At 57.3% G+C, this 22,242-nt stretch carries 24 protein-coding genes; 16 read left to right on the top strand and 8 right to left on the bottom strand.

Annotated elements, in window-relative coordinates:
- The first annotated feature begins 4 nt into the window (after window positions 1–4).
- Complete coding sequence (locus AABM55_RS18525) at window positions 5–391, top strand: hypothetical protein (RefSeq protein ID WP_347927252.1); 387 nt, start codon at window positions 5–7, stop codon at window positions 389–391.
- 172 nt (window positions 392–563) lie between these two features.
- Window positions 564–743, top strand: coding sequence for a hypothetical protein (locus tag AABM55_RS18520; RefSeq protein WP_347927251.1), 180 nt, complete (start codon window positions 564–566; stop codon window positions 741–743).
- 25 nt (window positions 744–768) lie between these two features.
- On the opposite strand, the gene AABM55_RS18515 is transcribed toward AABM55_RS18520, so the two are convergent.
- On the bottom strand, window positions 769–1,095 hold the full coding sequence (locus AABM55_RS18515) for a barstar family protein (protein ID WP_054598050.1): 327 nt from the start codon (window positions 1,093–1,095) through the stop codon (window positions 769–771).
- 770 nt (window positions 1,096–1,865) lie between these two features.
- On the bottom strand, window positions 1,866–3,074 hold the full coding sequence (locus AABM55_RS18510) for an MFS transporter (protein ID WP_347927250.1): 1,209 nt from the start codon (window positions 3,072–3,074) through the stop codon (window positions 1,866–1,868).
- A gap of 98 nt (window positions 3,075–3,172) precedes the next feature.
- Here AABM55_RS18510 and AABM55_RS18505 point away from each other — a divergent pair, with 98 nt between their 5' ends.
- Window positions 3,173–4,114 (top strand): LysR substrate-binding domain-containing protein, encoded by a 942-nt coding sequence (locus AABM55_RS18505; RefSeq protein WP_347927249.1) that lies wholly within the window; start codon window positions 3,173–3,175, stop codon window positions 4,112–4,114.
- A gap of 144 nt (window positions 4,115–4,258) precedes the next feature.
- Here AABM55_RS18505 and AABM55_RS18500 read toward each other — a convergent pair whose 3' ends face one another.
- On the bottom strand, window positions 4,259–4,648 hold the full coding sequence (locus AABM55_RS18500; RefSeq protein ID WP_347927248.1) for a MerR family transcriptional regulator: 390 nt from the start codon (window positions 4,646–4,648) through the stop codon (window positions 4,259–4,261).
- 74 nt (window positions 4,649–4,722) lie between these two features.
- Between AABM55_RS18500 and AABM55_RS18495 the strand changes: the two genes are divergently transcribed.
- Window positions 4,723–5,802 (top strand): SDR family oxidoreductase, encoded by a 1,080-nt coding sequence (locus tag AABM55_RS18495; protein WP_347927247.1) that lies wholly within the window; start codon window positions 4,723–4,725, stop codon window positions 5,800–5,802.
- 165 nt (window positions 5,803–5,967) lie between these two features.
- A complete protein-coding gene (locus tag AABM55_RS18490; protein WP_347927246.1) occupies window positions 5,968–6,867 on the top strand; it encodes an EamA family transporter in 900 nt (299 codons plus the stop codon).
- A 23-nt stretch (window positions 6,868–6,890) separates the two neighbouring features.
- Here AABM55_RS18490 and AABM55_RS18485 read toward each other — a convergent pair whose 3' ends face one another.
- Window positions 6,891–7,844, bottom strand: coding sequence for a hypothetical protein (locus AABM55_RS18485; RefSeq protein WP_347927245.1), 954 nt, complete (start codon window positions 7,842–7,844; stop codon window positions 6,891–6,893).
- Between the two features lie 269 nt (window positions 7,845–8,113).
- On the bottom strand, window positions 8,114–9,031 hold the full coding sequence (locus AABM55_RS18480) for a LysR family transcriptional regulator (RefSeq protein ID WP_054598044.1): 918 nt from the start codon (window positions 9,029–9,031) through the stop codon (window positions 8,114–8,116).
- Between the two features lie 125 nt (window positions 9,032–9,156).
- On the opposite strand from AABM55_RS18480, the gene AABM55_RS18475 reads away from it, so the two are divergent.
- The 8 genes from AABM55_RS18475 to AABM55_RS18440 all read left to right on the top strand — a co-directional run bounded on the left by AABM55_RS18475 (window position 9,157) and on the right by AABM55_RS18440 (window position 16,809).
- Complete coding sequence (locus tag AABM55_RS18475) at window positions 9,157–9,915, top strand: 5-oxoprolinase subunit PxpA (protein WP_054598043.1); 759 nt, start codon at window positions 9,157–9,159, stop codon at window positions 9,913–9,915.
- Between the two features lie 91 nt (window positions 9,916–10,006).
- Complete coding sequence (locus AABM55_RS18470; RefSeq protein WP_054598042.1) at window positions 10,007–10,252, top strand: acetyl-CoA carboxylase; 246 nt, start codon at window positions 10,007–10,009, stop codon at window positions 10,250–10,252.
- Between the two features lie 10 nt (window positions 10,253–10,262).
- Window positions 10,263–11,636 carry an acetyl-CoA carboxylase biotin carboxylase subunit gene (locus AABM55_RS18465; protein ID WP_347927244.1) on the top strand — a complete coding sequence of 458 codons (1,374 nt, stop codon included), beginning with the start codon at window positions 10,263–10,265 and terminating at the stop codon, window positions 11,634–11,636.
- On the top strand, window positions 11,633–12,505 hold the full coding sequence (locus tag AABM55_RS18460) for an allophanate hydrolase subunit 1 (RefSeq protein WP_054598040.1): 873 nt from the start codon (window positions 11,633–11,635) through the stop codon (window positions 12,503–12,505). The genes AABM55_RS18465 and AABM55_RS18460 overlap by 4 nt, the downstream gene beginning before the upstream one ends.
- Window positions 12,502–13,476: a biotin-dependent carboxyltransferase family protein gene (locus AABM55_RS18455; protein WP_103315990.1), complete on the top strand. Its 975-nt coding sequence runs from the start codon at window positions 12,502–12,504 to the stop codon at window positions 13,474–13,476. Before AABM55_RS18460 ends, AABM55_RS18455 begins: the two co-directional genes overlap by 4 nt.
- 111 nt (window positions 13,477–13,587) lie before the next feature.
- The gene (locus AABM55_RS18450; RefSeq protein WP_347927243.1) at window positions 13,588–14,910 is read left to right on the top strand and encodes an allantoin permease; all 1,323 of its coding nucleotides are present in this window, start codon (window positions 13,588–13,590) and stop codon (window positions 14,908–14,910) included.
- A 436-nt stretch (window positions 14,911–15,346) separates the two neighbouring features.
- Window positions 15,347–15,769 carry a hypothetical protein gene (locus AABM55_RS18445; protein ID WP_216741478.1) on the top strand — a complete coding sequence of 141 codons (423 nt, stop codon included), beginning with the start codon at window positions 15,347–15,349 and terminating at the stop codon, window positions 15,767–15,769.
- A 494-nt stretch (window positions 15,770–16,263) separates the two neighbouring features.
- On the top strand, window positions 16,264–16,809 hold the full coding sequence (locus tag AABM55_RS18440; RefSeq protein ID WP_347927242.1) for a DUF2867 domain-containing protein: 546 nt from the start codon (window positions 16,264–16,266) through the stop codon (window positions 16,807–16,809).
- Window positions 16,810–17,184: 375 nt separating this feature from the next.
- Here the strand turns inward: AABM55_RS18440 and AABM55_RS18435 are convergent, their stop codons facing one another.
- Complete coding sequence (locus AABM55_RS18435; protein ID WP_054598035.1) at window positions 17,185–17,568, bottom strand: tautomerase family protein; 384 nt, start codon at window positions 17,566–17,568, stop codon at window positions 17,185–17,187.
- 284 nt (window positions 17,569–17,852) lie between these two features.
- Here AABM55_RS18435 and AABM55_RS18430 point away from each other — a divergent pair, with 284 nt between their 5' ends.
- Window positions 17,853–18,338 (top strand): hypothetical protein, encoded by a 486-nt coding sequence (locus AABM55_RS18430; RefSeq protein ID WP_347927241.1) that lies wholly within the window; start codon window positions 17,853–17,855, stop codon window positions 18,336–18,338.
- 146 nt (window positions 18,339–18,484) lie between these two features.
- A complete protein-coding gene (locus tag AABM55_RS18425) occupies window positions 18,485–18,772 on the top strand; it encodes a hypothetical protein (protein WP_347927240.1) in 288 nt (95 codons plus the stop codon).
- 121 nt (window positions 18,773–18,893) lie between these two features.
- Here the strand turns inward: AABM55_RS18425 and AABM55_RS18420 are convergent, their stop codons facing one another.
- Window positions 18,894–19,754, bottom strand: a complete 861-nt coding sequence (locus AABM55_RS18420) for a CAP domain-containing protein (protein ID WP_347927239.1) — start codon at window positions 19,752–19,754, stop codon at window positions 18,894–18,896.
- A 353-nt stretch (window positions 19,755–20,107) separates the two neighbouring features.
- Here AABM55_RS18420 and AABM55_RS18415 point away from each other — a divergent pair, with 353 nt between their 5' ends.
- Window positions 20,108–21,013, top strand: coding sequence for a hypothetical protein (locus AABM55_RS18415; RefSeq protein WP_347927238.1), 906 nt, complete (start codon window positions 20,108–20,110; stop codon window positions 21,011–21,013).
- On the opposite strand, the gene AABM55_RS18410 is transcribed toward AABM55_RS18415, so the two are convergent.
- The gene (locus AABM55_RS18410) at window positions 21,010–22,155 is read right to left on the bottom strand and encodes a DegT/DnrJ/EryC1/StrS aminotransferase family protein (RefSeq protein ID WP_347927237.1); all 1,146 of its coding nucleotides are present in this window, start codon (window positions 22,153–22,155) and stop codon (window positions 21,010–21,012) included. The genes AABM55_RS18415 and AABM55_RS18410 overlap by 4 nt on opposite strands.
- Window positions 22,156–22,242 lie beyond the last annotated feature (87 nt).

Here is a 22,242-nt window from a genome sequence, read left to right as displayed (position 1 = left end):
CCTCATGACTAGGGTGTTACCGAAAAATGAACTTCAGGCACTATCAGTTGAAGCTCAAGAAAGTAATTTAACGCTGAGTAGTCTTGATGCGACTTGCCAGAAGTTTGGAGTTGCCCCAGAAGAAGTGCTGAACGAGCTATCCATTGAGGTTGCCGAGGGCTTTCTATTGGGATCTCTGACCTATGAGTTTTGCGACGGTGTCATGAACGGGATCATAAGCGCCATAGTTGACTTGGGCATGGTTGGCGATCTCCCAGAGCCAGCCTTCTCGCTCTATCACGCGTTCGATCAAGGCGAATGGATTCGCAGTAACGACACACCGGGTACCGACCCAAGTGAGAAGTACACGAAGCCGATGGTCCTAGAAATAATGCGCGACCTTGAGGGCTAGCTTTGAAGGTCTACTTTTGGCCGATTGCTGTCTGTCGCGAAGGGCTACCATCGAACCAATGCTGCCGGTCAGATCCCGTGGATGTTGGACAAATAGCCCAAGCGCCTACGGCATTTCCAGGATGGTGCTTGTAAGGTTAACCTGAGCACCTTCCCATCTGTGTAGTACCGATATGGACATCAATCTACTGACCGAATCCATGCTTGGCCACTGGCGTACTCCTTCGGGTGTCTGGCAATGCGAGTTCCAGTTCGGCAGCCGTTTGATTTACGTCGAACACCGCGATGACGAGCCACCTCGCGCCAGGCTTGCCGCCGTGCAACGCGTGGTCAAGGCAGCGTGTGAAAAATAAATCTGTCCCCTTTTCACACCAGCACTTAAACATTGAAAGCAAGTGCCAGGAGCGGGGTGCCGCCAGCAACGACGATTCGCCAGTTCACAAAAGCTGCACATTCCACAAGCGCTTCAAATTGTTCAGGACAGCGGTGCTTGAAGCTCTGGGCATTGTCGATGACCAATGAAAGCGTTTGTCCGCTTTGAACGTGGATAGACGACATTTCTGCGCTGGGATCATCGAGGTATGAAAGACAATCAACCCAGGCGTCCATATTGCGGCCGTAGAAGCTAGGAAATCCGAACTTTTCTGCGAAAACACTGTGGAATGTTTGCCAGTCAGTAATCAGATTTGTATCCACTTGCACCATTGTCAGATTAACCTTCGCCACGTTGGAAAAAACAGGTATGGCGGTCTTGCAAGGTGAAGTCAATTGCTGACTGCATATTTGCGCAATCCAGGGCTCAATCCGCTACAAACGACGTTGCAGGGGCCGCTTCTGTCCGATTCTGGCCAGTCGTGACAGGCAGCAATCGGCCCAGGCCCTACACCCCAACCATGAGAGTGCGAACTGTATGGCACCCAAATCTGCGGAGAGTATCGCCATGCGAGTAAGGAAGGAGCAAAGCGTTTGTGAATGGCAGGGAGTTACTCCAGATCGACCACAATCCGGATCAAAAGTCGGGATAGCGCTGGGGACTCTGGGGCTTCAGCCCATAAACGGGCTAAGGGTTAAGCCGGAAAACGGTACAAACGGTTGGTACCTGTGGTGCGGTATGGAGTGGTCCGAGGCTGATGATTTTTTTTCACCCCTGCATGTAGGACACATCACGGACTATCTACCGGAAGTTGTCGGATACCTCGATTTGCCGCCAGGCTATCGTTTTTACATTGACGGCAATAATTTTGAAGACGTTTGGCTTGATTCAGAGCTGATATGTACCTGACATCGCCCGATGTCTGGAGGGCAATGAGAACGCTAGGTTTAGTACTTAGGTTACGACCCTGAATGGCCGATGGCTGCCTGTTGCGATTGGCCGCAAACGACCCAATGCTGCCTGTCAGATCCCGTGGATGTTGGACAAATAGCCCAGGACGAAAATGGGTGTCCACTTTTCAATCGGAACGCCTCGGCAGTAGTTAACGCCCGAAAGCATGTCCCTTGGCTATCGAAACAATCAACAGCGCTGGTAGCAACAATGCCAGCGCTACCCAGGGAATAGCACCTGCCCCCCATGTTTCCAAGAGAATGCCGCCGATCACACCACTGCCTGCAAACGCCAGATTGAAGACGGTCACCAACATTGATTGCGCAATATCAGCGCCGTCACTGGCAACATCAGCCAAGGAGGTTTGCAATAAGGTTGGCGCACCACCGAAGCTCATCCCCCACAGGACGATGCCGATATAGATCGCACTGACGGGCAGGTCACCCAGGCCCAGGGCAAACGAAACCAGGATGAATGCTGTCAGGCTGAGCAGTACCAGACTCCGAAGCCTGCCATCAATCAGCGTGCCGATCATCCATAGACCGAACAAGGCCGCAATACCGAATGAAAGGAGGCCCCGATCTATCTGATCGACCAATCCAACAGAAGCCAGGAACGCAGCAATATAGGTATAGAGGGTGTAGTGGGCCAGGATCCAGAGCATGACCACCGCCAGCACGGGCCGCACGCCTGGGGTTTGCAGGACCCTGCGTAGCGGCAAGCGGCGATCGGAGCGTTGTCCGGGATAATCAGGCACTTTCAGATATATCCAGGCCATCAGCAAAAGGCTGAGTCCTGAGAGAGTCCCGAACACACAACGCCATCCCAGCAGCTTACCGAGCCAGGCACTTAGCGGTACGCCTAGGGCAAGTGCCAAAGGGATGCCGAGCATGGCCAGCGCCATAGCGCGACCGTGCTGCTGTGGGGCGACTAATCGTCTGGCGTAGCCGGCCAGCAGGCTCCAGGCCAGACCGGTTGCGATACCCACCATGAAGCGGGCAGCCAGCGTCAATGAAAACCAGGGCGACAGGGCGGTCACCGCATTACAGGCGCAAAACACCCCGACAGCCAGTAATAGCACCAAGCGCCGACGCCAGCCCTGCAACGCGAGAGTCAATGGAATAGCCGCTAACCCTGAGCCCAGTGCACATAGGGTCACCATCTGACCAGCCCACGCTTGCGACACACCAAATGCCTCGGCGATTTGCGGCAAAAGTCCTGCTGGCACCGTTTCGTTGGCGGTGGCGATAAAGCTCCCCATTGTCAGCGCCAACAGGGCCGCCAATGGGAGACGCCCGGTAGTGAGGTATTCGGTATCGCCCGATGTCGTTAAAGAGCCATTTTCAAATTGCGAAGTCATGACCTGTGCTCAGAGGAATGGGAGAGGTGAGTGTGATGAATTGCTTCGGATTTGATAATTGGTCTACCATTTGATGAATCATCAAATTTGAATTGAATATGGCTACTGACCGATTGGGCGACATGCGTTTGTTTGTCGAAGCGGCGGCACTCGGCAGCTTGTCTGCCGCAGGGCGCAAACTGGCGCTGTCGCCGGCCGCGGCCAGCGCGCGACTTATCAAGCTTGAGGCGGCGCTGCGCACCAAGTTGTTTGATCGCACAACGCGTCAGTTGCGCCTCACGGAAGAAGGTCGGTTTTATTTGCAGCAATGCTGGGTCGCATTGCGGGCTATCGATGAGGCGGAAGCGGGGCTTCAAGCCTGTCAGACAGAGGTGCGTGGCAAGGTACGGATATCCGCATCTGCCGATTTTGGCCGCAATCTTTTAAATGACTGGCTTGAGACATTCAGTACATTGCACCCGGAACTGTGCGTCGCGCTGACGTTGTCGGACTCGGTGTCAAATCTGATGCAGGACGATGTCGATCTGGCAATCCGGTTTGGACAGCCGCATGACAGCTCGATGATCGCCAGGCAGTTGGCTCCCAACTGGCGAGTACTGTGCGCTTCGCCTGATTATCTGGCGCGATACGGTGAACCCCAAACCCCTGCTGACTTGCCTGGCCACAAGTTCATCGTGCTGGTGACGTCTGCAGGTCCATTGAACACCTTTCACTTTGTGGTGGATGGTCAGGAATGGAACCACACCGTTCCCATGAGCCAGGCATGGGAAACCAACGACGGCGCCCTCGCGCGCGCATGGGCGTTGGCTGGACATGGCATCGCACGCAAGACCATTTGGGATGCGGCAGCCGATGTCCGTGCTGGACGACTGAAAGTCCTGTTACCTGACTTTTGTGTCCGAGAGGCCGGCGTCTACGCGGTATTACACGGCAATCGTTACCGAATTCCCCGCGTGCGTGTATTGCTGGATTTCCTTACCGACCATTTTGATCGCGCAACCGATGAGCTGTTGTTCGACCTTAAAGCACCTAATGCCTAATAGATGGCGCCTGTTTAACCACGCAAGGTCTTTTGGGCGGACGCTTACTGTCTAGGGCCTGGCCACAAGGTTTGAGAAAATGCGTAAGCGATGGACTTGAAACTGGAAGCAGGCTGCGGCTTCCGTTTCCCGGATGCTGACCGTTCAGTTGGAAGCGTTGTTTAGCTGCTGAAGCTCAAGTTGCCTGGCAGCACTGGCTTCGAGGTTTGCACGCTCTTGATCCAGATACCGATAAATACTTTGGAAGTTGGCGATTTTCTGTTTGATTTCTGCCATCTTCTTTTCAATTAGCTTAGCGCCTTCAGCACAATCGATCAGCTTGTTGCGCTGCGCATCCAGAATCTCGCCTATTTCCCCCAGGGAAAACCCCATGCTTTGCGCGCGCTGGATAAAGTCCAGATCCTGCAGAGTTTGCGCTGTGTAAACGCGATAGTTGTTAGTTTGCCGCAGCGATGAGATCAGGCCGATTTGCTCGTAGTAACGCAGCGTATGGCGGCTGGCGCCGCTGCGGGCCTCGAGTTCGCCGATTTTCATGAAAACACCGCTTGACTATAGAGTTGGGTCGATAGTTTACGCTTGATTTCTCACCTTGAACAAGGAACAGGGAAATGAGCGTGGAGTGCTTTGTCACGGGGGGTACCGGCTTCGTCGGTCAACATTTGGTGGCGTACCTGAGTGCAAAAGGTCACACCATTCGCGTGTTGATGCGTCGCCCAGAGCGACTAGCTGCACTGCGCGAGCAAGTCGATAATTTGGGAGGGTGCGCAACCCGGGTATTTGCCGTAGCTGGCGATCTGGAACGGGACAACCTCGGGCTGAGTCTTGCTGACCGAGAAGTGCTAAGGCACGCCAGAGTCATATTCCACCTGGGCGCCCACTTCGCATGGGGGCTTTCAGTGGAGCATTCTCGTGCGGTGAATGTGGAAGGGGCAAAGCGTGTGGCGCTGTTGGCGGCTGAGCAAAAAAGCCGTTTAGTGATGATCGGCGGCTACATGCTGAAAAATCATGAACATCTGCAACGCATCGGAATTGATCCTCGTTATCCGGAGTCGACGAATTGGCCGGCCGTCTACCGACATGTCGGTGGTTACGAGGGGAGCAAGCTGGAGGCGCATTTTGCGACCCTGGAGGTCATGTCCGCCAAGGGCGGGGAGATTACCGTTGTCCACCCTGCGACGGTCTGTGGCCACAGCCGCACGGGGCATATCCTTGATGGTCAGCCGCTGGTGGAGCTGATACGCAACCTTGTGCAGGGAAAGCTGACTGCAGTGCCCGGTACCGCCGAGCACTGGCTGCCACTGGTCACCGTGGATTACCTGGTTGAAATAGTGGCGGTTTGCGCTTTTGATCCTGCCATGGTGGGCCAGGAACTGCTGGCGCTTGATGACCAAACTCCCAACTTGCGAGAACTCCTGGTACAGGTGGCACAACCTTTGGGATTAAAGTCTCCCAAGCATTACATTTCACTCCGATTGCTGAAGTTGCTACTGAGTATTCCTCCCGTCGCGTGGTTTCTGAATACAAAACCCGAAGCCTTGGACTTTATCCAGACCACTCGTTTTGATACCGCAGCGGTCGAGCAATTTGCCAACAGGCATGGAATAGCCAAACCGGATATACGTCAGTCTTTGCAGCACACTGCAACGTTCGTCAACTCATATTGCATAGCCAAGGGCCAGGCCCTCTGACTGCTCGCTTGGCGGCAAGATGAAGGCGAATGGCGTCCTGCTGGGCGATCCAGCTATGCCACAATAAATACTGGGGTTGGTGGGATCTCGTATCCTCCAACTTTGCGCCGTCGATGCAGGGCGGCATTCTATCGAACGACAATTCAGCGACAGGGATCGTCATCAATGCAATCTACTTTCAGCAAAGGCGTCATATTTGCACTCTCCGCTGCGGCACTGAACGCAACGATCGGTGTACTCAGCAAAGTACTCATGAATCATGGTTTCACCGCTAGCAGTGTCGCTGTCATCAAGACCGTACTGGGTTGCGTGCTTCTCTCGATCTTACTGTTTTTCCTCAAGCGCCCGGCGGCGTCGACTAAATGGACTCAGGCGGCTATTTGCGCATTCCTTGGCATCTTTGTGCTGTTCCATTTCGAAACGTCCGCCTATCGACACTACGCTGCGGCAGGTGTGGTGGTGGTGCTGATGGCCAGTGCCTCAATTTCCTCGATTATTCTGGGGCGCATTTTCCTCAAGGATGCCATCACCGCGAACGCTACTGTTGGCGCCGCACTGGCTATCGCTGGGATCTCGGTGATCTTCGGCGGCGACCTGCAGCAGGGCTTTACCCTGCAAGGTGCTGCGCTCGCCTGCATGGCCGGCTCCGGCTATGGGGCCTTTTCGGTTGCCATGAAGCGTATGGGGGTGTCGGGGGGGCTGCACTTCACACGACAATTGTTGTTCTTTGGCAGCCTGTACCTGCTGATGCCGGCTGCGGCCGATGGTTTCGCGATGGGCGAGCTGTCGCCGCTGGCGATCGCCGCGCTGCTGGCGCTGGCCACACTGCCGACAATCCTGGGCTTCTTCTGCACCACCAAGGCCATCGAGTATCTCAAGCCATCCCAAGTGCAAGCGCTGGAGCTGACCGAGCCACTGTTCGCCGCGCTGCTGGCTTTTGTGGCGCTCAATGAAGTACCGCGCGAAAGCCTGTACGCGGGAGCGGCACTGATCATCCTCGGCCTGTGTTTCTCCAATGAACTAATCCGCTTGGGCAGCAAAGCATCCGTCCCTTCGACCGAGTGAGCTATTTTCGGATCCTGATTACTTTAGCAATCAGTGGTTTTTGAGTGTTTTGAGCGACTGACTGCTTCTGGCCGATTGCTGGCTGTCTCGTCCGGCCGGGGGCCGACGCTGGCTTGCGCCCTGTCCACCAGCCGTTGCACCCACTCGGCATCCTGGTTATTGACCACGGCGTAGCGGTCCGGGGGGAAAAAGGTCCAGTGATGGGCGACCTCGACAAGGCGCTTGAGTTCATCGGCAGACACCCAATACGGCGTGTCGACCAATGGCATCGGCGCGCCGCCGAAACGCCGGCCGAGAGGGAGGTTGGTGCCGGGGGCAAAGGCGATCGCCAGTTTCTGGCAGGGTTGCATTTGCTTGTCCGGCGTGGGCATTTTCCCAACCGGTCCATAGTTGAAGCTGCCCGGATATTCTTCCTTGAGCACCAGCCAGTGGCCCGCAGTAGTCTTGGCCAGGACCCATTGCGACACACCGCTGTCTTGCACGCATTCAAGCTTGCCGTTTGTCCATTGCATGAGGGTGTTGCAGTCCGGATCATAATCGGAGGACCACAGGCTGGTGCCAGATACCAGGCTATGGTGCTCAAGCTCGGCCAACCCTTGGTCCGGCATGGACTGCCAGTAGCGTTTGGTCGGGTCGTGGGCATCGCGCAAGAAGTTGCGTAACCCCCAGGCAGCCATGAATAGCAGCGTCGCGAGGGCAAGCCAGCCAAAGGAGGCTCCGACGATCCGGTCAATGTCCAGGCCGGGGGCGAATAACGAGCGATAGAGCAACAGGCCCAGTAAAAACGCGATACCCGGCAGAACAGGGCCAAAGCACAACGGCGGCACTAACACCTCGATCCAGCTGAAGCGGTGCCTGGACGCGTGCTCCCGCGCCCAGGCTTGCTCCTGGGCGAGCATCGGCGCCTGTTCGCGTGGGGCAATGCCAGGGGCGGGTGTCTGAAAGCGCATGGACAGTGTGTAGGGGTCATCTCTCATGGATCAAATCATGCTCTTGAAGTAATCGCTCTTCGGATACTTGAGTCATTCCTGCAACTCAGATCCAGTGACGTCCGACGCAGAATAAGGCGTAAGAATGAAATGCATGCCTTCGAGTGACCGCTTTGGGCTGTGGATTCAACCGGTCGACCCAAAACGGTCATTCGTGACGGCAGAAAACGGCCAAAATCTTCCCGTCACAACAGACCGGAAATGGCCTAAAGCGCTCATCGTAAATCCACAAGAGGAGGGCATGGTTTTCACTGTTTTCAGCGTCGCGCAGACAGCTGTTGCGGCGCCAAAAATGCATCGTGGAAATAGTTACGAAACGCCTGCATCGCCGGGCTGAATTCGCGCTCGCGATGCCACGCCAGTCCGACACTCATCGGCGTCACCTTGTCGGTGACTGTCAGGGTTTCGATGCGTTTTCCTTCCAGTGACCAGGGGCGGTGCACCAAGTCCGAGAGGATTGCCACGCCGCTGCCATTGGCGACCATGCTGCGCACCGCTTCGACTGAACTGGTGCGAACCCGCACGTTTGGCTGCTGTCGCGCGTGTTCCCAGTAGCGCATGGCACTTTGTTCGGCTTCGTCGACGGTCAGCAGAATGTAAGGTTCCTTCGCAACGTCGGCGAGGCTGACTGCCGAACGCTCGCACAGGGGATGGCGGCTGGGCAGCCATAATCGGCGCTCGGAGTTGAAGAGAATCTCCGAGACGATATCCGGGTGGGTGAGGTTCGCGGTGAGCACCACTGCCATGTCGAATCGACCTTCCAGCAGACCCTGCTCGATGGCCGTCCGTTCTTGTTCGTGGACTTCGATGGCCACGTCCGGATGCCAGTGTTCAAGCCGTTGCAGGTGATGCGGCAGGAAGTAACCGATCACCGTGTAACTCGCCGCTAAACGCAATACACCACTGGCGCGGATGTCCGGCAACGGGCTGTTCAACGCGTCATCGACGCTGCGCAAAATCACGTAGGCCCTATTCAAAAAGTGCCGCCCGGCGTCGGTCAGGCTCATACCCTGGGCCGAACGCTGGAACAACAGCGTGCCGAGGATGCTTTCCAGTTCCTTGATCGCCGTGGTCACCGCCGACTGGGAAATATTCAAATGAATCGCGGCTTGAGAGATTTGCCCGATCTCGGCGGTGGCGACGAAATAACGGACTTGGCGCAGGGTCAGGGACATGAGCACTCCGGGTGACGAGGTATCTGTTTTACAGAAGATACCCCATCTGATAATAGATCTTCCCAAGGGGTTAACAGGAATCTAACTTGGCCTGCATGAAGTCACAAGCGTCGGGAGCAAGCGTCATGCAGGCAGTAGATTTCAACTCGGACATGGGCGAAGGCTTTGGTCCCTGGACCATCGGCGATGGCGTCGACAATGAGCTGATGGGCTTTATCAGTTCGGCCAACATCGCCACCGGTTTTCATGCCGGCGACCCCAGCACCATGCGTCGCACCGTCGAACAGGCCAAGTGCCTGGGCGTGGCCATCGGCGCGCATCCGGGGTTTCGCGACTTGGTTGGTTTTGGCCGTCGGCACATTAATGCGCCGGCCCAGGAACTGGTCGACGACATGCTCTATCAGTTGGGCGCCTTGCGTGAACTCGCCCGGGTTCAAGGCGTGGCCCTGCAACACATCAAACCCCACGGCGCGCTCTACATGCACCTGGCCCGAGACGAAGAGGCCGCCCGTTTGCTGGTGGAGAACCTCCAACGTCTGGAACCGGAGTTGCTTCTGTATTGCATGCCCGATTCGGTGATCTGGCGGGTTGCCACGGAACTTGGCCAACCGGTGATCCGCGAGTTCTACGCCGACCGAGAGTACGACCTCACCGGCTCCATCGTCTTTACCCGCAACGTGCGGGCTTACGACCCGGTCCACGTCGCCGAGCGAGTGCTGCGTGCTTGCCAACAAGGCGTGGTGCGCACCGTCGAGGGCGAAGACCTGGCGATTGAATTCGATTCCATCTGTTTGCACAGCGACACGCCGGGTGCCCTGGCGTTGGTCGAAGCCACGCGTTATGCACTTGATGGCGCGGGCATAGAGGTCCGACCACCGCGCTGAGAAACGAAAGCACCTGGCACAGAGACGCCAGGGTTTGCCCACCGATTCACTTTTTGCCTGCCTTTCTACAACTATTCCAAGAGGAACAGACATGGCCGAACACACTGTAATCACCCCGTTGCCGGGGACCTTCTACCGCAAAGCCACCCCGGAATCGGCGAACTTCGTAGAGGTCGGCGCGGGGGTCAGCGCCGACACGGTAATTGGCCTGATCGAGGTCATGAAGCAATTCTCCGAACTGACCGCCGGGACGGCCGGTCGCCTCAGTGCCTTTTTGGTAGAAGACGGTGATCCGGTGGAGCCGGGTCAAGTCGTCGCAACACTCGACGACGAGTGAGGGTGCGATCATGACCCAAGCCATTCATAAACTGCTGGTCGCCAACCGTGGCGAGATCGCCGTGCGGATTATCCGCGCCGCCAAAGAACTGGGCATTCCCACCGTTGCTGCGTGCAGCGAGGCGGACGTCGATTCCCAGGCCGCGCGCATGGCCGATGAGGTGCACATTCTTGGCCCGGCCCGTGCCGACAAAAGTTACCTGAACGTCGAGGCCTTGCTCGGCGCCTTGAAAGCCACGGGCGCCAACGCGGTGCATCCCGGTTACGGCTTTCTGTCTGAGAACGCCGATTTCGCCGAAGCGGTGGTGGCTGCCGGCGCCATTTTCGTCGGCCCGAGCGCGGAGACGATCCGGCGCATGGGCGATAAAGCCGAGGCACGGCGTACCGCACAAGCCGCTGGCGTGCCGGTGGTGCCGGGTTCGCCGGGTGAACTGTTCGACGTCGAGTCGGCGCTCAAGGCTGCTGAATCCGTTGGCTTCCCGTTGTTGATCAAAGCTTCGGCCGGGGGCGGCGGGCGCGGTATTCGGCTGGCGGAAAACGCCGAGCAACTGAGCGAAGAATTCCCCCGTTCCCAGCGCGAAGCCCAAGCAGCATTTGGCAATGGCGCGGTGTACCTGGAGCGGTTTATCAGCCGGGCCCGGCATATTGAAGTGCAGGTGCTGGGCGACGGTCAGCACGCCGTGCATTTGTTTGAACGCGAGTGTTCGCTGCAACGGCGCCGGCAGAAAATCTTCGAAGAAGCGCCGTCGCCAGTCCTTAGCCAGCAGCAACGGGAAACGCTGTGCGCCAGCGCCGTGCGCCTGACCGAATCCCTGGGCTACAAGGGCGCCGGCACCCTGGAATACCTGTATGACGATGCTACCGGTGAGTTCTTCTTTATCGAGATGAATACGCGGATTCAGGTAGAGCACCCAGTCAGCGAACTGATCACGGGCATCGACCTAGTCCAAGCCATGTTGCGCATCGCTGGCGGCGAGCCGCTGGGCTTCAAGCAAAGCGACATCCGACTCAACGGCGCCGCCCTGCAAATGCGCCTGAACGCTGAAGACCCGGCGCGGGATTTCTTCCCGAGTCCAGGCCTGGTCGAGGAACTGATCTGGCCGAACGGCGAGGGCATTCGCGTTGATACGCATCTGTATCAAGGCTACCGCGTGCCGCCGTACTATGACTCGCTGCTAGCCAAACTGATTGTTCACGGTGCGGATCGCGCCGAAGCCCTGGCCCTAGCGCGAATGGCGGTGGCGCACACCACGCTCACCGGCATGGCCAACACCTTGGCGTTGCACGGTGAATTGCTGGAACAACCGTGGCTGCACAGCGCCGACTTTCACACCGGCACCCTGGAAACCTGGCTGGCCGAACGCCGCAGCGGAGGTGAAGCATGAGTACTCCCATCCGCTACAGCTTTGGCGCCGATGAGCATTTGTTTGCCGAAGTCAGCGACAGCATGTCCCTGGACGCGTTCTTCAAAGGCCTGGCCGTCACCCGCGCCGTGGAACGGCTGGCGCTGGATGGCGTGCTCGATATCTGCCTGGCCAACGCGTCATTCCAGATTCGTTTCGACCCGGATCGCATCGCCCCTCATACCTTGCTCGAAGCGGTAAAAATCGCCGAAGCCGGGGCCGTCGCCGAGCGCACGTTGCACACGCGGATCATCGAGATTCCCGTGCTCTACAACGACCCCTGGACTCACGAAACCCTGATGCGTTTTCGCGACCGCCATCAAGATCCGAGCGCCACGGACCTGGAATACGCCGCACGAATCAACGGTCTGGCCGACGTCGATGCATTCATCGCGGCTCACAGTGGCGCGCCGTGGTTTGTCTCGATGGTCGGCTTCGTTGCCGGGTTGCCATTCATGTTCCAGATGGTCGAGCGCGAGCGTCAGTTGCAGGTGCCAAAATACCTGCGTCCGCGCACCGACACACCGAAATTGACCCTCGGTCACGGCGGTTGCTTTGGTTGCATTTACTCAGTGCGCGGCGCCGGCGGCTATCAGATGTTTGGCGTCACGCCTGCGCCGATCTACGACCCGCAACAGAACCTTGCGTACCTGAAAGAACACATGGTGTTTTTCCGTCCAGGCGACATCGTGCAGTTCAAACCGATGGACCGTGAAGCCTATGACCGCGCGGTGGCCGAAGTGGAAGCCGGTTGCTTTGATCTGCGGATTCGGCCGGTGGAGTTTTCGCTGGACGCGTTCCTTGCCGATCCCGTTGGCTATCCCAAGTCGTTGCAGGAGGTATTGGCATGATCAAGGTCCTCAAACCCGGCCTCGCCACTTCGGTACAAGACCTGGGCCGCGAAGGGTATTACCACTTGGGCATTCCGCCGTCCGGCGCGCTTGATCAATACGCTTTGAGCGCGGCCAATCAATTGGTCGGCAACCCAGCAGGTTTGGCGGCGCTGGAATGCACGCTGCTCGGGCCTGAGTTGGAGTTTCAGCAGGATGCATTGGTGGCGGTCAGCGGCGCGCACATGACGCCACGGGTCGATGGCGTGGAAATGCACCACGACACCGCGTTCACCGTGAAGGCCGGGCAAGTGCTGCGCTTTGACTTTCCCAAGGCTGGTGCCCGCGCTTATGTGGCGGTGGCCGGCGGCATTGATGTGCCGGTGGTGCTCGGCAGTCGCTCCACCTATGCGCTGGGCGCGCTCGGCGGTTTTCAGGGGCGACGCCTGATTGCAGGCGACGAATTGCCGGTGGGCATCGCCAGTGGCAAGAGCCGCGCCGGGGCCAGTTTGCCCATGGCGTTACGGCAATCATTGGGTGGCGAAATCACCCTGCGGGTGGTGCCCGGTTTGTACTACCACCGCTTGACCGAATCGGCTGCGAAGAGCTTTTTCGCCGAGCCGTGGACGGTCGGTTCGGAAGCCGACCGCATCGGCTATCGCTTCAAGGGCGGCAGCGCGCTGAGCTTTCAGCCCCGAGAGCAGCCGTTCGGCGCCGGTTCCGATCCGTCGAACATCGTCGACAGTTGCTACCCGATCGGCTCGATCCAGGTGCCCGCCGGGCTCGAACCCATCGTGCTGCACCGTGATGCGGTGTCCGGTGGCGGCTACGCGATGATTGGCACGGTGATCAGCGCCGACCTCGATTTGATCGGCCAGATGCAACCCAACCAGAAGGCCCGCTTTGTCGCGGTAACCCTCGAAGAGGCGCTGGAAGCGCGACGTTCCTATAAGAAAAAACTCAGCTGCCTGAGCAAGCTGTTCCCTTCCTGATTCTGCCCGCCGTCTAGCGCGGGCCATGCCAAACGGTACGCCAACGCCGCACTTCGGTGCGGTGACGGCTGCCCGCGCTTCAACCTTTGACTGGTTTTGGAGTTCACGCATATGGCTGCTTTATCGCAATCGAGTCAAACCGGGCAAGACCCGGCGCATCATCCTGTTCCCACCGAAGCGCGCATGGGTCGACTGTCCCTGACCATGGCCTGGTGGGCCGTGTGCAGTGCGATGTTTTACATCGTGGTGGGTGCTTCATTGGCGTTGTCGTTCGGTGCGCGCAATGCGCTGATCGGCATGGTCCTGTCGGTGATCAGCTATGGACTGGTCAACAGCGTGCTCAGCCGCTTTGCGATTCGCAGCGGTTTGTCGGTGGCGTTGTTTTCACGGCTGTTGTTCGGCAGCACCGGGGCGTGCCTGGCGACGTTGATTTTCTTCTCGACCGCGATCTATTACGCGGTGTTCGAAGGTTCGGTGATCGCCGTCGCGCTCAATCACCTGTACCCGGAACTGGTCTATCCGCTGGCGGCATTGGCGGTGGTGCTCTACAGCGTGCCGATGATCCTGGGCAGCGTGCAGCACTGGCTGGACAAGCTCAACGGCGTGTTGCTGCCGGTGTACCTCGGTGGTTTGCTGGTGGCGGTGGGGCTATCGATCAGCCGTTATGGCTACCAGCCGCAATGGCTGGATTTCGGCCCGGCAACGCCTAGTGCATTCGGCTGGTGGGATTGTTTTGTCGCCTACATGGGGGTCTGGGTGTTGATGCTGTTCACCTTCGACTATGCGCGTTTCGGCAAGCCTGAAGACGCCGAGTACCACGGTCGCTGGAACTTCGGCATGCCGTTCTACGCGGTGACGTTTCTGCTCAACGGCGCGGCGGGTATTTACCTGGTCAGCAGCATTCCCCACGAAGGCGCGCTGAACGAAGTCTCGGTGGTGATGGCGATTTTGCAGTTGATGGGCCTGTGGGGATTGCTGTTTGTCTGGGCCACGCAAACCCGGATCAACACCGCCAACTATTACTTGGCGACCCTGAACATGCAGGCGTTCTTTGGTCGATTTGGCCTTCGCGGTTCGTACCTGATGTGGGCAGTGGCGGTGGGGGTGATCGTCTACGGCTTGATGCTCGCGGACGTGTTTGCCTACATCCTCAAGGCGTTGGCCTATCAGGGAATTTTCGTGGTGGCCTGGGTGGGTGTGGCGTTGGCGCAGATTGTCTACGGACGTAGTGACGTCGCAGCGCTCGAACGGGTAGTCGCGTTTAACCCTGTGGGCTTGACGGCCTGGTTTGGCGCCACCGCGTTAGGTCTTGCGTTGATGTTTTCCGGCGGCGGACTGAGCAGCTTTTCCGCGCCATCTACCGTGATAGTTGCATTTGCCTTGCAAGCAGGCTTATCCCATCGAAGCCGATTGCAGTTACGGCTGGCAGAGTAGAGTTTTGCAATCACTCATCCCGTACCCGCCTGCTCTAACAAGGTAGAGCGGGCAATGGGAAGCTCATTACGAATTCGCTGATGGGTTTCCAGTGACTGCTTCTGGCCGATTTCTGCCTGCCACCACCGGTTGAATCCATTGCCAGAAGCGGTCAGTGGTGGAACTGAACAACCGGCAGCATAACCCTCATATAAAAAGAATATGCACGCTAGAAATCAGCGACGTGATTGGTATTTCTCACAATACTGCCCCGCTATTTTTTGCGCTGCCGCCAGTTGGGATTTGGATAGTTTTTTAGCTACATGACTTCGATAATCTGCGGCTTTTGACTGGCCATTGGCAGCAGCAACAGAAAGCCAAACATACGCTTGGTTATCCCTGCGAGAACGTGATAAATCAAGCCCCCATTTCAACGCAAAACATCTCAAGGACGCCCATGAAATACGATGATGCAAGCTGGCACCATGGTGGAGACTTTCCAGCAGGCCAACCACAGGAGCACGGCGGCACACACATAGCGCTGTTCTTGAGATGGTGTTTTGTTAAAGGCTGGGCTGGCGACTTTCACGCCGAGGAAGAGCCTGAAGCCGTCGCCCACGTGATCAGCGGCGAACTCTCCGCCACCGAGTTTCTCTTCAGGTATTGCGATGGCAAATTTACGGAGGAGGACTTGAACGACGCTGGGAATGAGATCGCGCAGCAGTATTACGGGAGCCATGGCCTTTACCTTCAAGACTACGCCGACCACTTTGGCAACTTGATGTACGTTGCCCCGGAATCCGCGCACGATTTTGAGGAGTTTTCCGCGATACTGGATGCTCGGGTTAAGAGTGGCGTGCTGATTAAAGCAGAGGCCTAACCGCGCTTCTGGCCGAAAACATTCGCTTATCGGCTCGGCGCCGCACATCTTGAACTATCTGCCTGGCATCAGTGGAGTGTCCGCTTCAGTCGAAAGCGGTCGTCCATGAGCGTCTGCTTCTGGCCGATTTCTGCCTGCCGCGAAGTACCGTAAACGGCCTGAAGCAGCCGGCGAGTACCAACAAGCGTCGGAGATCAGTGGGGCGTTCGGTTGCGTCTACTAAGCCAGGGGCTATTCAATGCTACGCTTCCTGTGATTCGTACTCGAACCTCATCCAGGGCCAAAAAATGACAGCACTGAGGTTCTTTTTCGTGAAGTACAGATATCGCCTCAAGTCGTCGCTCGATAGCGAGTCCTGGTCCGAAGACACAAGGCCGATACGGGCGGATAGCCAAGAAAATGCCAATGACAGTGCTAGGCAAATGCTCCCGCAGGAGATGCCAGATCATGTGGTTGAAATTTTAGACCTCAGAAACGAACCATAGGCCGCATACATGTCAACCGAACACCATCACGCAACATCTGTGTCGCTTCCTCCGGAGTCGGCGATTGCTAAAGCCTACGCATCGATGAATCTCGCCGACGCTTACTCGATCGAGCTTCCCACCGGAGCGTCAACCAATCCCGAATTGTTGGCGAGGTTCATCTTCGCTCACCAAGCGCCTTGGGTCAGCAGCCTCTTGACGGTTCGAGACGCGCTCGTAGCCGGCTTCGGCCTCAAGACAGCTAAGCATCTCGCATCACTGGATGCGGAGAGCGGAGCGGGCCGACTCGGCATCTTTAAGGTCTACAGCACAAGTCCAACTGAAGTCGTTCTTGGAGAAGACGACAAGCACCTGGACTTCAGGCTCTCTGTTCTATGTTCCGGTCAGTCGTCGCCGGGAGCTAAACGTCACTTGACTCTGTCGACCGTTGTTCATTGCCACAATCGCTTAGGTCGTCTCTATATTTTTCTCATTGCCCCGTTTCATCGCTTAGTCGTTCAGTCCAATCTTCGTAGTGCGGCACGGATCGGCTGGCCGTCGGCGACGGAGGCGTAAGCCAAAGTCCAAATCATCATGCGCGGCCAACTGAGGTCTAACCCTTCCCTCAACCCGGACCGCAACCGAAGACTGCCGCTGCGTGGCATAGGTTGCGGCCTGTTAGCTCGGCGTTGAACGACAGCTTCCGGGAAGCATGACCGACGGCAAAGGGTCGTCCTCTGCCGGTGCTGTTTACTGAGCGTTTAAGTCCGATGCAAACGCTGAGTTAGTTAAATGCGAACGGGTGGTCAAGTCAGTGCAATTGATCATTAAGCGATGGCCTCAAGAAGGCGTGTTGCTGGACGCTTACAATATTCATGACTGCCTAACGTTTAGGTTAAGGAGCCGCGGTACGCGGTCCCAGAGAGCGAAGCGAACGGCTTGAACCTTTTGTTATACGTTAACCCTGTAACTCAAGGTTGCCTCATCGCCTGTGATCCCTCGGAATCCCCAGCAATGACTTGGCTGCTCAAATATTGTGATTTCAACGTCAACCGGATTTATAGCCAAGTCTCGCTCAAAGGCTGTAAATATTTGCTTTATGAGCTTCTTTTTAGTTTCTTCCGTTCGCCCAGAAATCATGCTTATTTCGATTACTGTGTATTTTTCAGATCTACCGCCGGGGTAATAAAAATTAGTTTTATCTAGCGGGACGAAACGGTGAGCACGCTTGTCTTCGGGTAACCCAAGAACAGTAGTCATGCAATTATGTAGCACATCGGACATCTGTGCTTTTTTGGCATTTAAATTGTAGTCAATTCCATAGACGGTGATCATTGCGATTCCTTGCAAGCGTATAACTACTATTAGGTGACATGGATGAGGGCAAGCCCTGCTGCCCTCTAGATTCGAAAACAGCATCCGTGACACTACTCATTTGCCATCACCGTGTCTACCGTCCACTTTTGGCCGTTTTCTGCCCGTCGCGAGAGGCAGAAAACGACCCAATGCTGCCTGTCAGATCCCGTGGATGTTGGACAAATAGCCCAAGCGCCTACGGCATTTCCAGGATGGTGCTTGTAAGGGTAGCCTGAGCACCTTCACATCTGTGTAGTACCGATATGGACATCAATCTACTAACCGAATCCATGCTTGGCCACTGGCGTACTCCCTCGGGTTTCTGGCAATGCGAGTTCCAGTTCGGCAGCCGTTTGATTTACGTCGAACACTACGATGACGAGCCACCTCGCGCCAGGCTTGCCGCCGTGCAACGCGTGGTCAAGGCAGCGTGGGATGACTTGCCCCAGGCACTGAAGTTTGCCGAACAGCACTGTAAAGCACAGATGCCCGAACTGATGCGGCTATGCGAAACCCACATGCCGTGGGAGTCCCCGTTGTTCGTGTACTCGATCCACTTCGATCTCGACCAACCTTATCCTAGCTACGCCATTTCCAAGAACCCTGACTTCGATTGGGATCGCACCCTGATCGACGAAGATGAACTGTGCCAGGACCATAGCGTTTGCATGGAGCAGTATGAGCCAAGGCATGACTTCTGGATTTATGTCAGGCGTGTGGATTTTCAGCAATTTCAGCTTGGGGATTAGCTTGGCAACTATCTTCCCTCAGCAGGTGCAAAGCGTTGGCTGATAGGGGAGGGCGTTGTAGGGGGCTCGCCTGCGACCCGTGACCGCATTCAAGGCAAAATCCGCTGCGGCATAATGGCGACTGTCATTTATTGCAGGGTTCGCCGATGTTGCTCGTCGTCTTCAAGATTCTGCTGACCATTCCCGTGGCCTGCGCGTTGGCGTGGCCCTGGGTAAATCCTTTGGTGGCCGGGGGAATCTTCAGCGAACTGGAGGCATTGGGCAGCATCGGGGCGTCGATATTGACGCTGGTGTTCCTGAACGCCGTATTCTTTTATTGCCGCGACCTTCAGCGTTCGCTGACCTTGGGATTGTTTCGTTGCTGCCCAACGAACTTGGTTCGCTGGGAGGAGCTTTGGCGTTGCCGCTGTGGATCGTCCACTGGCGGTTGGTGAGGCGGGTAAACAGGCTGATGGCGCTTGCTTGAGCGGTGGCGGATCTAAAAAATGAAAAGGGGGCAGACTTGTTTATCTGCCATCAGCCTCGACGCAATCTGTCCCCTTTTCATTGATTTGCTTATTTCGCGCCGAACAGCATCGTCCAATAGATGCCGTTGTCGCTACGCGAATTCGCGGAATAGGCCGCGCCAACCTGGGTAAACATCGGGTTCATCAGGATGGCGCAATGCCCGGGGCTGGCCAGCCAGCCTTCCATAGCCTTGTCCGGTGAACGCTGCCCGGCGGCGATGTTCTCTCCGATCTGCCGGCCACCGTAGCCGGCGGCCTTCGCTCGGTCCCACGGCATATCACCGTTGGGGTCCTGGTGCGCGAAGTAATTGTCGTTGGCCATCGCCCGGCTGTGCCCCTGCGCCGCTGTCCCCAGGGCGGCATTCCAGGTCAGCGGCGGTGCAGCGGCGAAGCGCTGACGACCACACAGGCGCGGTTTCGCCCGTGCCGCGTTGACTTCTGCCAGCAACGTCTTGCCCGCCGCTCGCGGGTCGTCCAGATGCCTATCGAGCAAGGGCCGCGCCAGCACCACCTGCCATTCGCTCTCGTCGCGATACACGCCAATATCGGTGAACTGGGTATCGAGCAGGGCCCCACAGTAGCGGCTCTCGAGCATGTCAAAGGCCTCCTCGGCATCTTCTGCGTCGACCAGACGGATAGTCCGCACAGACACCGCCTGATAGCCGGAATCCTTCAACGTCTCCCGCGTAACGCCGCCATCGCCGATCGGCAAGGCCAGGTTCGACTTCAGCGCCAGCGGCGTCAAGGCTCGGACCGTGCGCCCCGCGCAGCGCTGCGGTTGGGCGCGGTAGTCGTTGATGTCCTCCACCAGTTGCCTTTCCCCGCCGGCATGGGCGGGACTGGCGAACAGGGGGAGCAAAGGAATAAGGCAGAGCGAGAAAATGCAGGAGGAGCGAACGGTCTGGCGCATGAGGCGGGCAGCTCTGATGGGATGACGACGGTAATGGCGATAGTGGGCAGAGGAATGACCGCAGAGCGTTTTGCTGTATTGGCTTGCAGATGGATTCCAAGGCTGGGCTAAGACTGTGGGCCTCAACACAAGTTTCACGAGCAACGGGGGGAATTTATTGTTGGAGTCGTGCGTTGGTTCCTGGCCGTTAACTGCCCGCTGAGAACTGCCATAAGCGCCCCATTCATGGCTTGAAGGTCGCCTGTTGCTCACGTCCCCAGGACCTGATCCGCGCTTTTTCGCCTCACCTGCCACTTTCGCCACAATCGGCGTGGATCTAAAGTCAGGGGCGCACCTTCAGGGGACTTCCAGTCATGTACAGCTCGCTTGCCATACCGAGCACCGCTCGCCAATTGCATGACCGGATCTATGCTGGCGAGATCATTCGCTTCACTGACCTGCAGCCCATGACGGCGCTGGTGGAATATACGCGTGCGCTCCTCGAAGACGCGCTGCATCCCTGGTCGCCGCAACTGATCCATCGCCATTTGAGCCACCCTGAGCAGATTGAGCGTTTTGCGAAAATTCAGAACGACTTCGCAGGCTCGGCTGAGGTCCAGCAGCGCTGGCAGGACGTCGTGCAAAGCCTTGGCATCGCCCCCGATACCCTGGCGTGCGATCGCCTGCATTTGCGTTTTCAGCCGCATTGCGAGCCAGAACAGTCGACGCCGCGTGCCCGCACGACGGCCACCATCGCGTTTCACCGCGATACCTGGGGGTCGAATATCTATGCACAAACCAATTGGTGGGCGCCCATCTATCCCATCGCGGCAGGGCGTACCGTCGCCTTGTATCCAGGCCTCTGGCAGCGACCGCTGGGTAATTCGAGTACAGATTTCGATATGCGCGCCATTTTGCAGCGATCCCATCGAGACGGCCGCAATGCCGTGGATGCCGACGAAGCCATTCCGCATCTGCTGGAAGCGATCGACCCGCAGGAGGGGATTGCCGTCGATATCGCTCCGGGGAGCCTGATCGCCTTTTCCGGGGCTCATGCCCATGCCGGCGTTGGCAATAGCACCGGGCTGACACGCATCTCTTTCGAGACCCGATCAATACTGATCGCCGACCTGTTGGCGGGATTGGGAGCGCCCAATGTCGATGGTCACGCGCCGTGGAAGACTATTGGACTGTTTCGCCGAATGAACGATGCGCAACGCCTGAACGAGATCCTTGGCTGCGGCTTTATCGAGCCCTATCTGCGGCCAGCAGAGCCCTAACAGCAAGGTTGCAGTACTGCTTTCACTGCTTCCACCGAGCGTTCGACGTCCCTTGTTGTCATGGCATTGAACATCGGCAGCGAAACGATCAGACGGCCAACCCGTTCTGCAATCGGGAACATGCCTTCCTTGAAGCCGCGCGCGCGGTACAAGCTCAATAAGTGGATCGAGGGGTAGTGACAGCCGATGCCGACCCCGTGCTCTTGCATCTGCTCCATAAACGTGGCCCGGGCCGGCTTACCGTCCTGACGCTCTGGCAGCACTAGCTGAAACATGTGCCAGTTGCTGTTATCGAAATCGGCGACCGGTAGTTGAGCACCGTATTTCGCTTCGAAATCACTGCCAAGGCACTCGAAGTAGTATTTAGCCAACTCTCGACGATGGGCAGTGATCGCCTCGATATGTGCGAACTGGCCCAGGCCGATGGTCGCGGCAATGTCGGTCATATTGTATTTGCCGCCCAGGACATCCACATCCAGACCATCGAAGCCGCTGCGAGTGACACCCTGCAACCGGTGTTTCTCGGCAAGACGTGCCTCTTCGAGATTATTCAGCACCAAGCAACCGCCTTCGGATGAGGTGATGTTCTTGTTGGCTTGGAAGCTGAAGGACACAAAATCACCAAAAGCCCCGATGCGCTCGCCTTTCCAGGACGAGCCCAGCGCTTGGGCAGCATCCTCCACCACCCGCAGGTTGTGTTTTTTCGCCAGCGCATACAAACGATCCATATCCAGCGGAAGACCCGACAGATAGACCGGAATGATCGCCTTGGTCCGTGGTGTGATTGCCGCTTCGACTTGAGCCAGATCGATATTGCGAGTGACTGGATCAACGTCGACAAACACAGGGGTCGCACCCACTTCAATGATCACATTGGCCGTTGCAACCCACGAGATCGGAGTGGTGATGACTTCGTCACCAGCACCGATTCCCGCGATGCGCAAGGCGATCTCCATGGTGCAGGTTCCGGAATTGAACGTCCGTACCGGGCGTCCGCCGAAATAGTCCGAGAGCTGCGCTTCGAATAACTGGACCTTGGGCCCACTGGTAATCCAGCCGGAGCGCAAGACGTCGCCGACGGCTGCGATCGTGGCTTCGTCGATAGCGGGTTTGGTAAACGGCAGGAAGTCTGGATAGTTCATGGTGGTTGTGAAGTCCTTATATATTTGTTGGAGTAATCGACAGTCGGTGAATCAGGAGTTGGCGGGAACACGTAGACGCTTTCGGTC

This window comes from Pseudomonas helvetica, assembly GCF_039908645.1.
Taxonomy (GTDB): Bacteria; Pseudomonadota; Gammaproteobacteria; order Pseudomonadales; family Pseudomonadaceae; genus Aquipseudomonas; species Aquipseudomonas helvetica.
The sequence above is the reverse complement of the archived record's forward strand: the minus strand, read 5'-3'. Positions and strand labels throughout refer to the sequence as shown.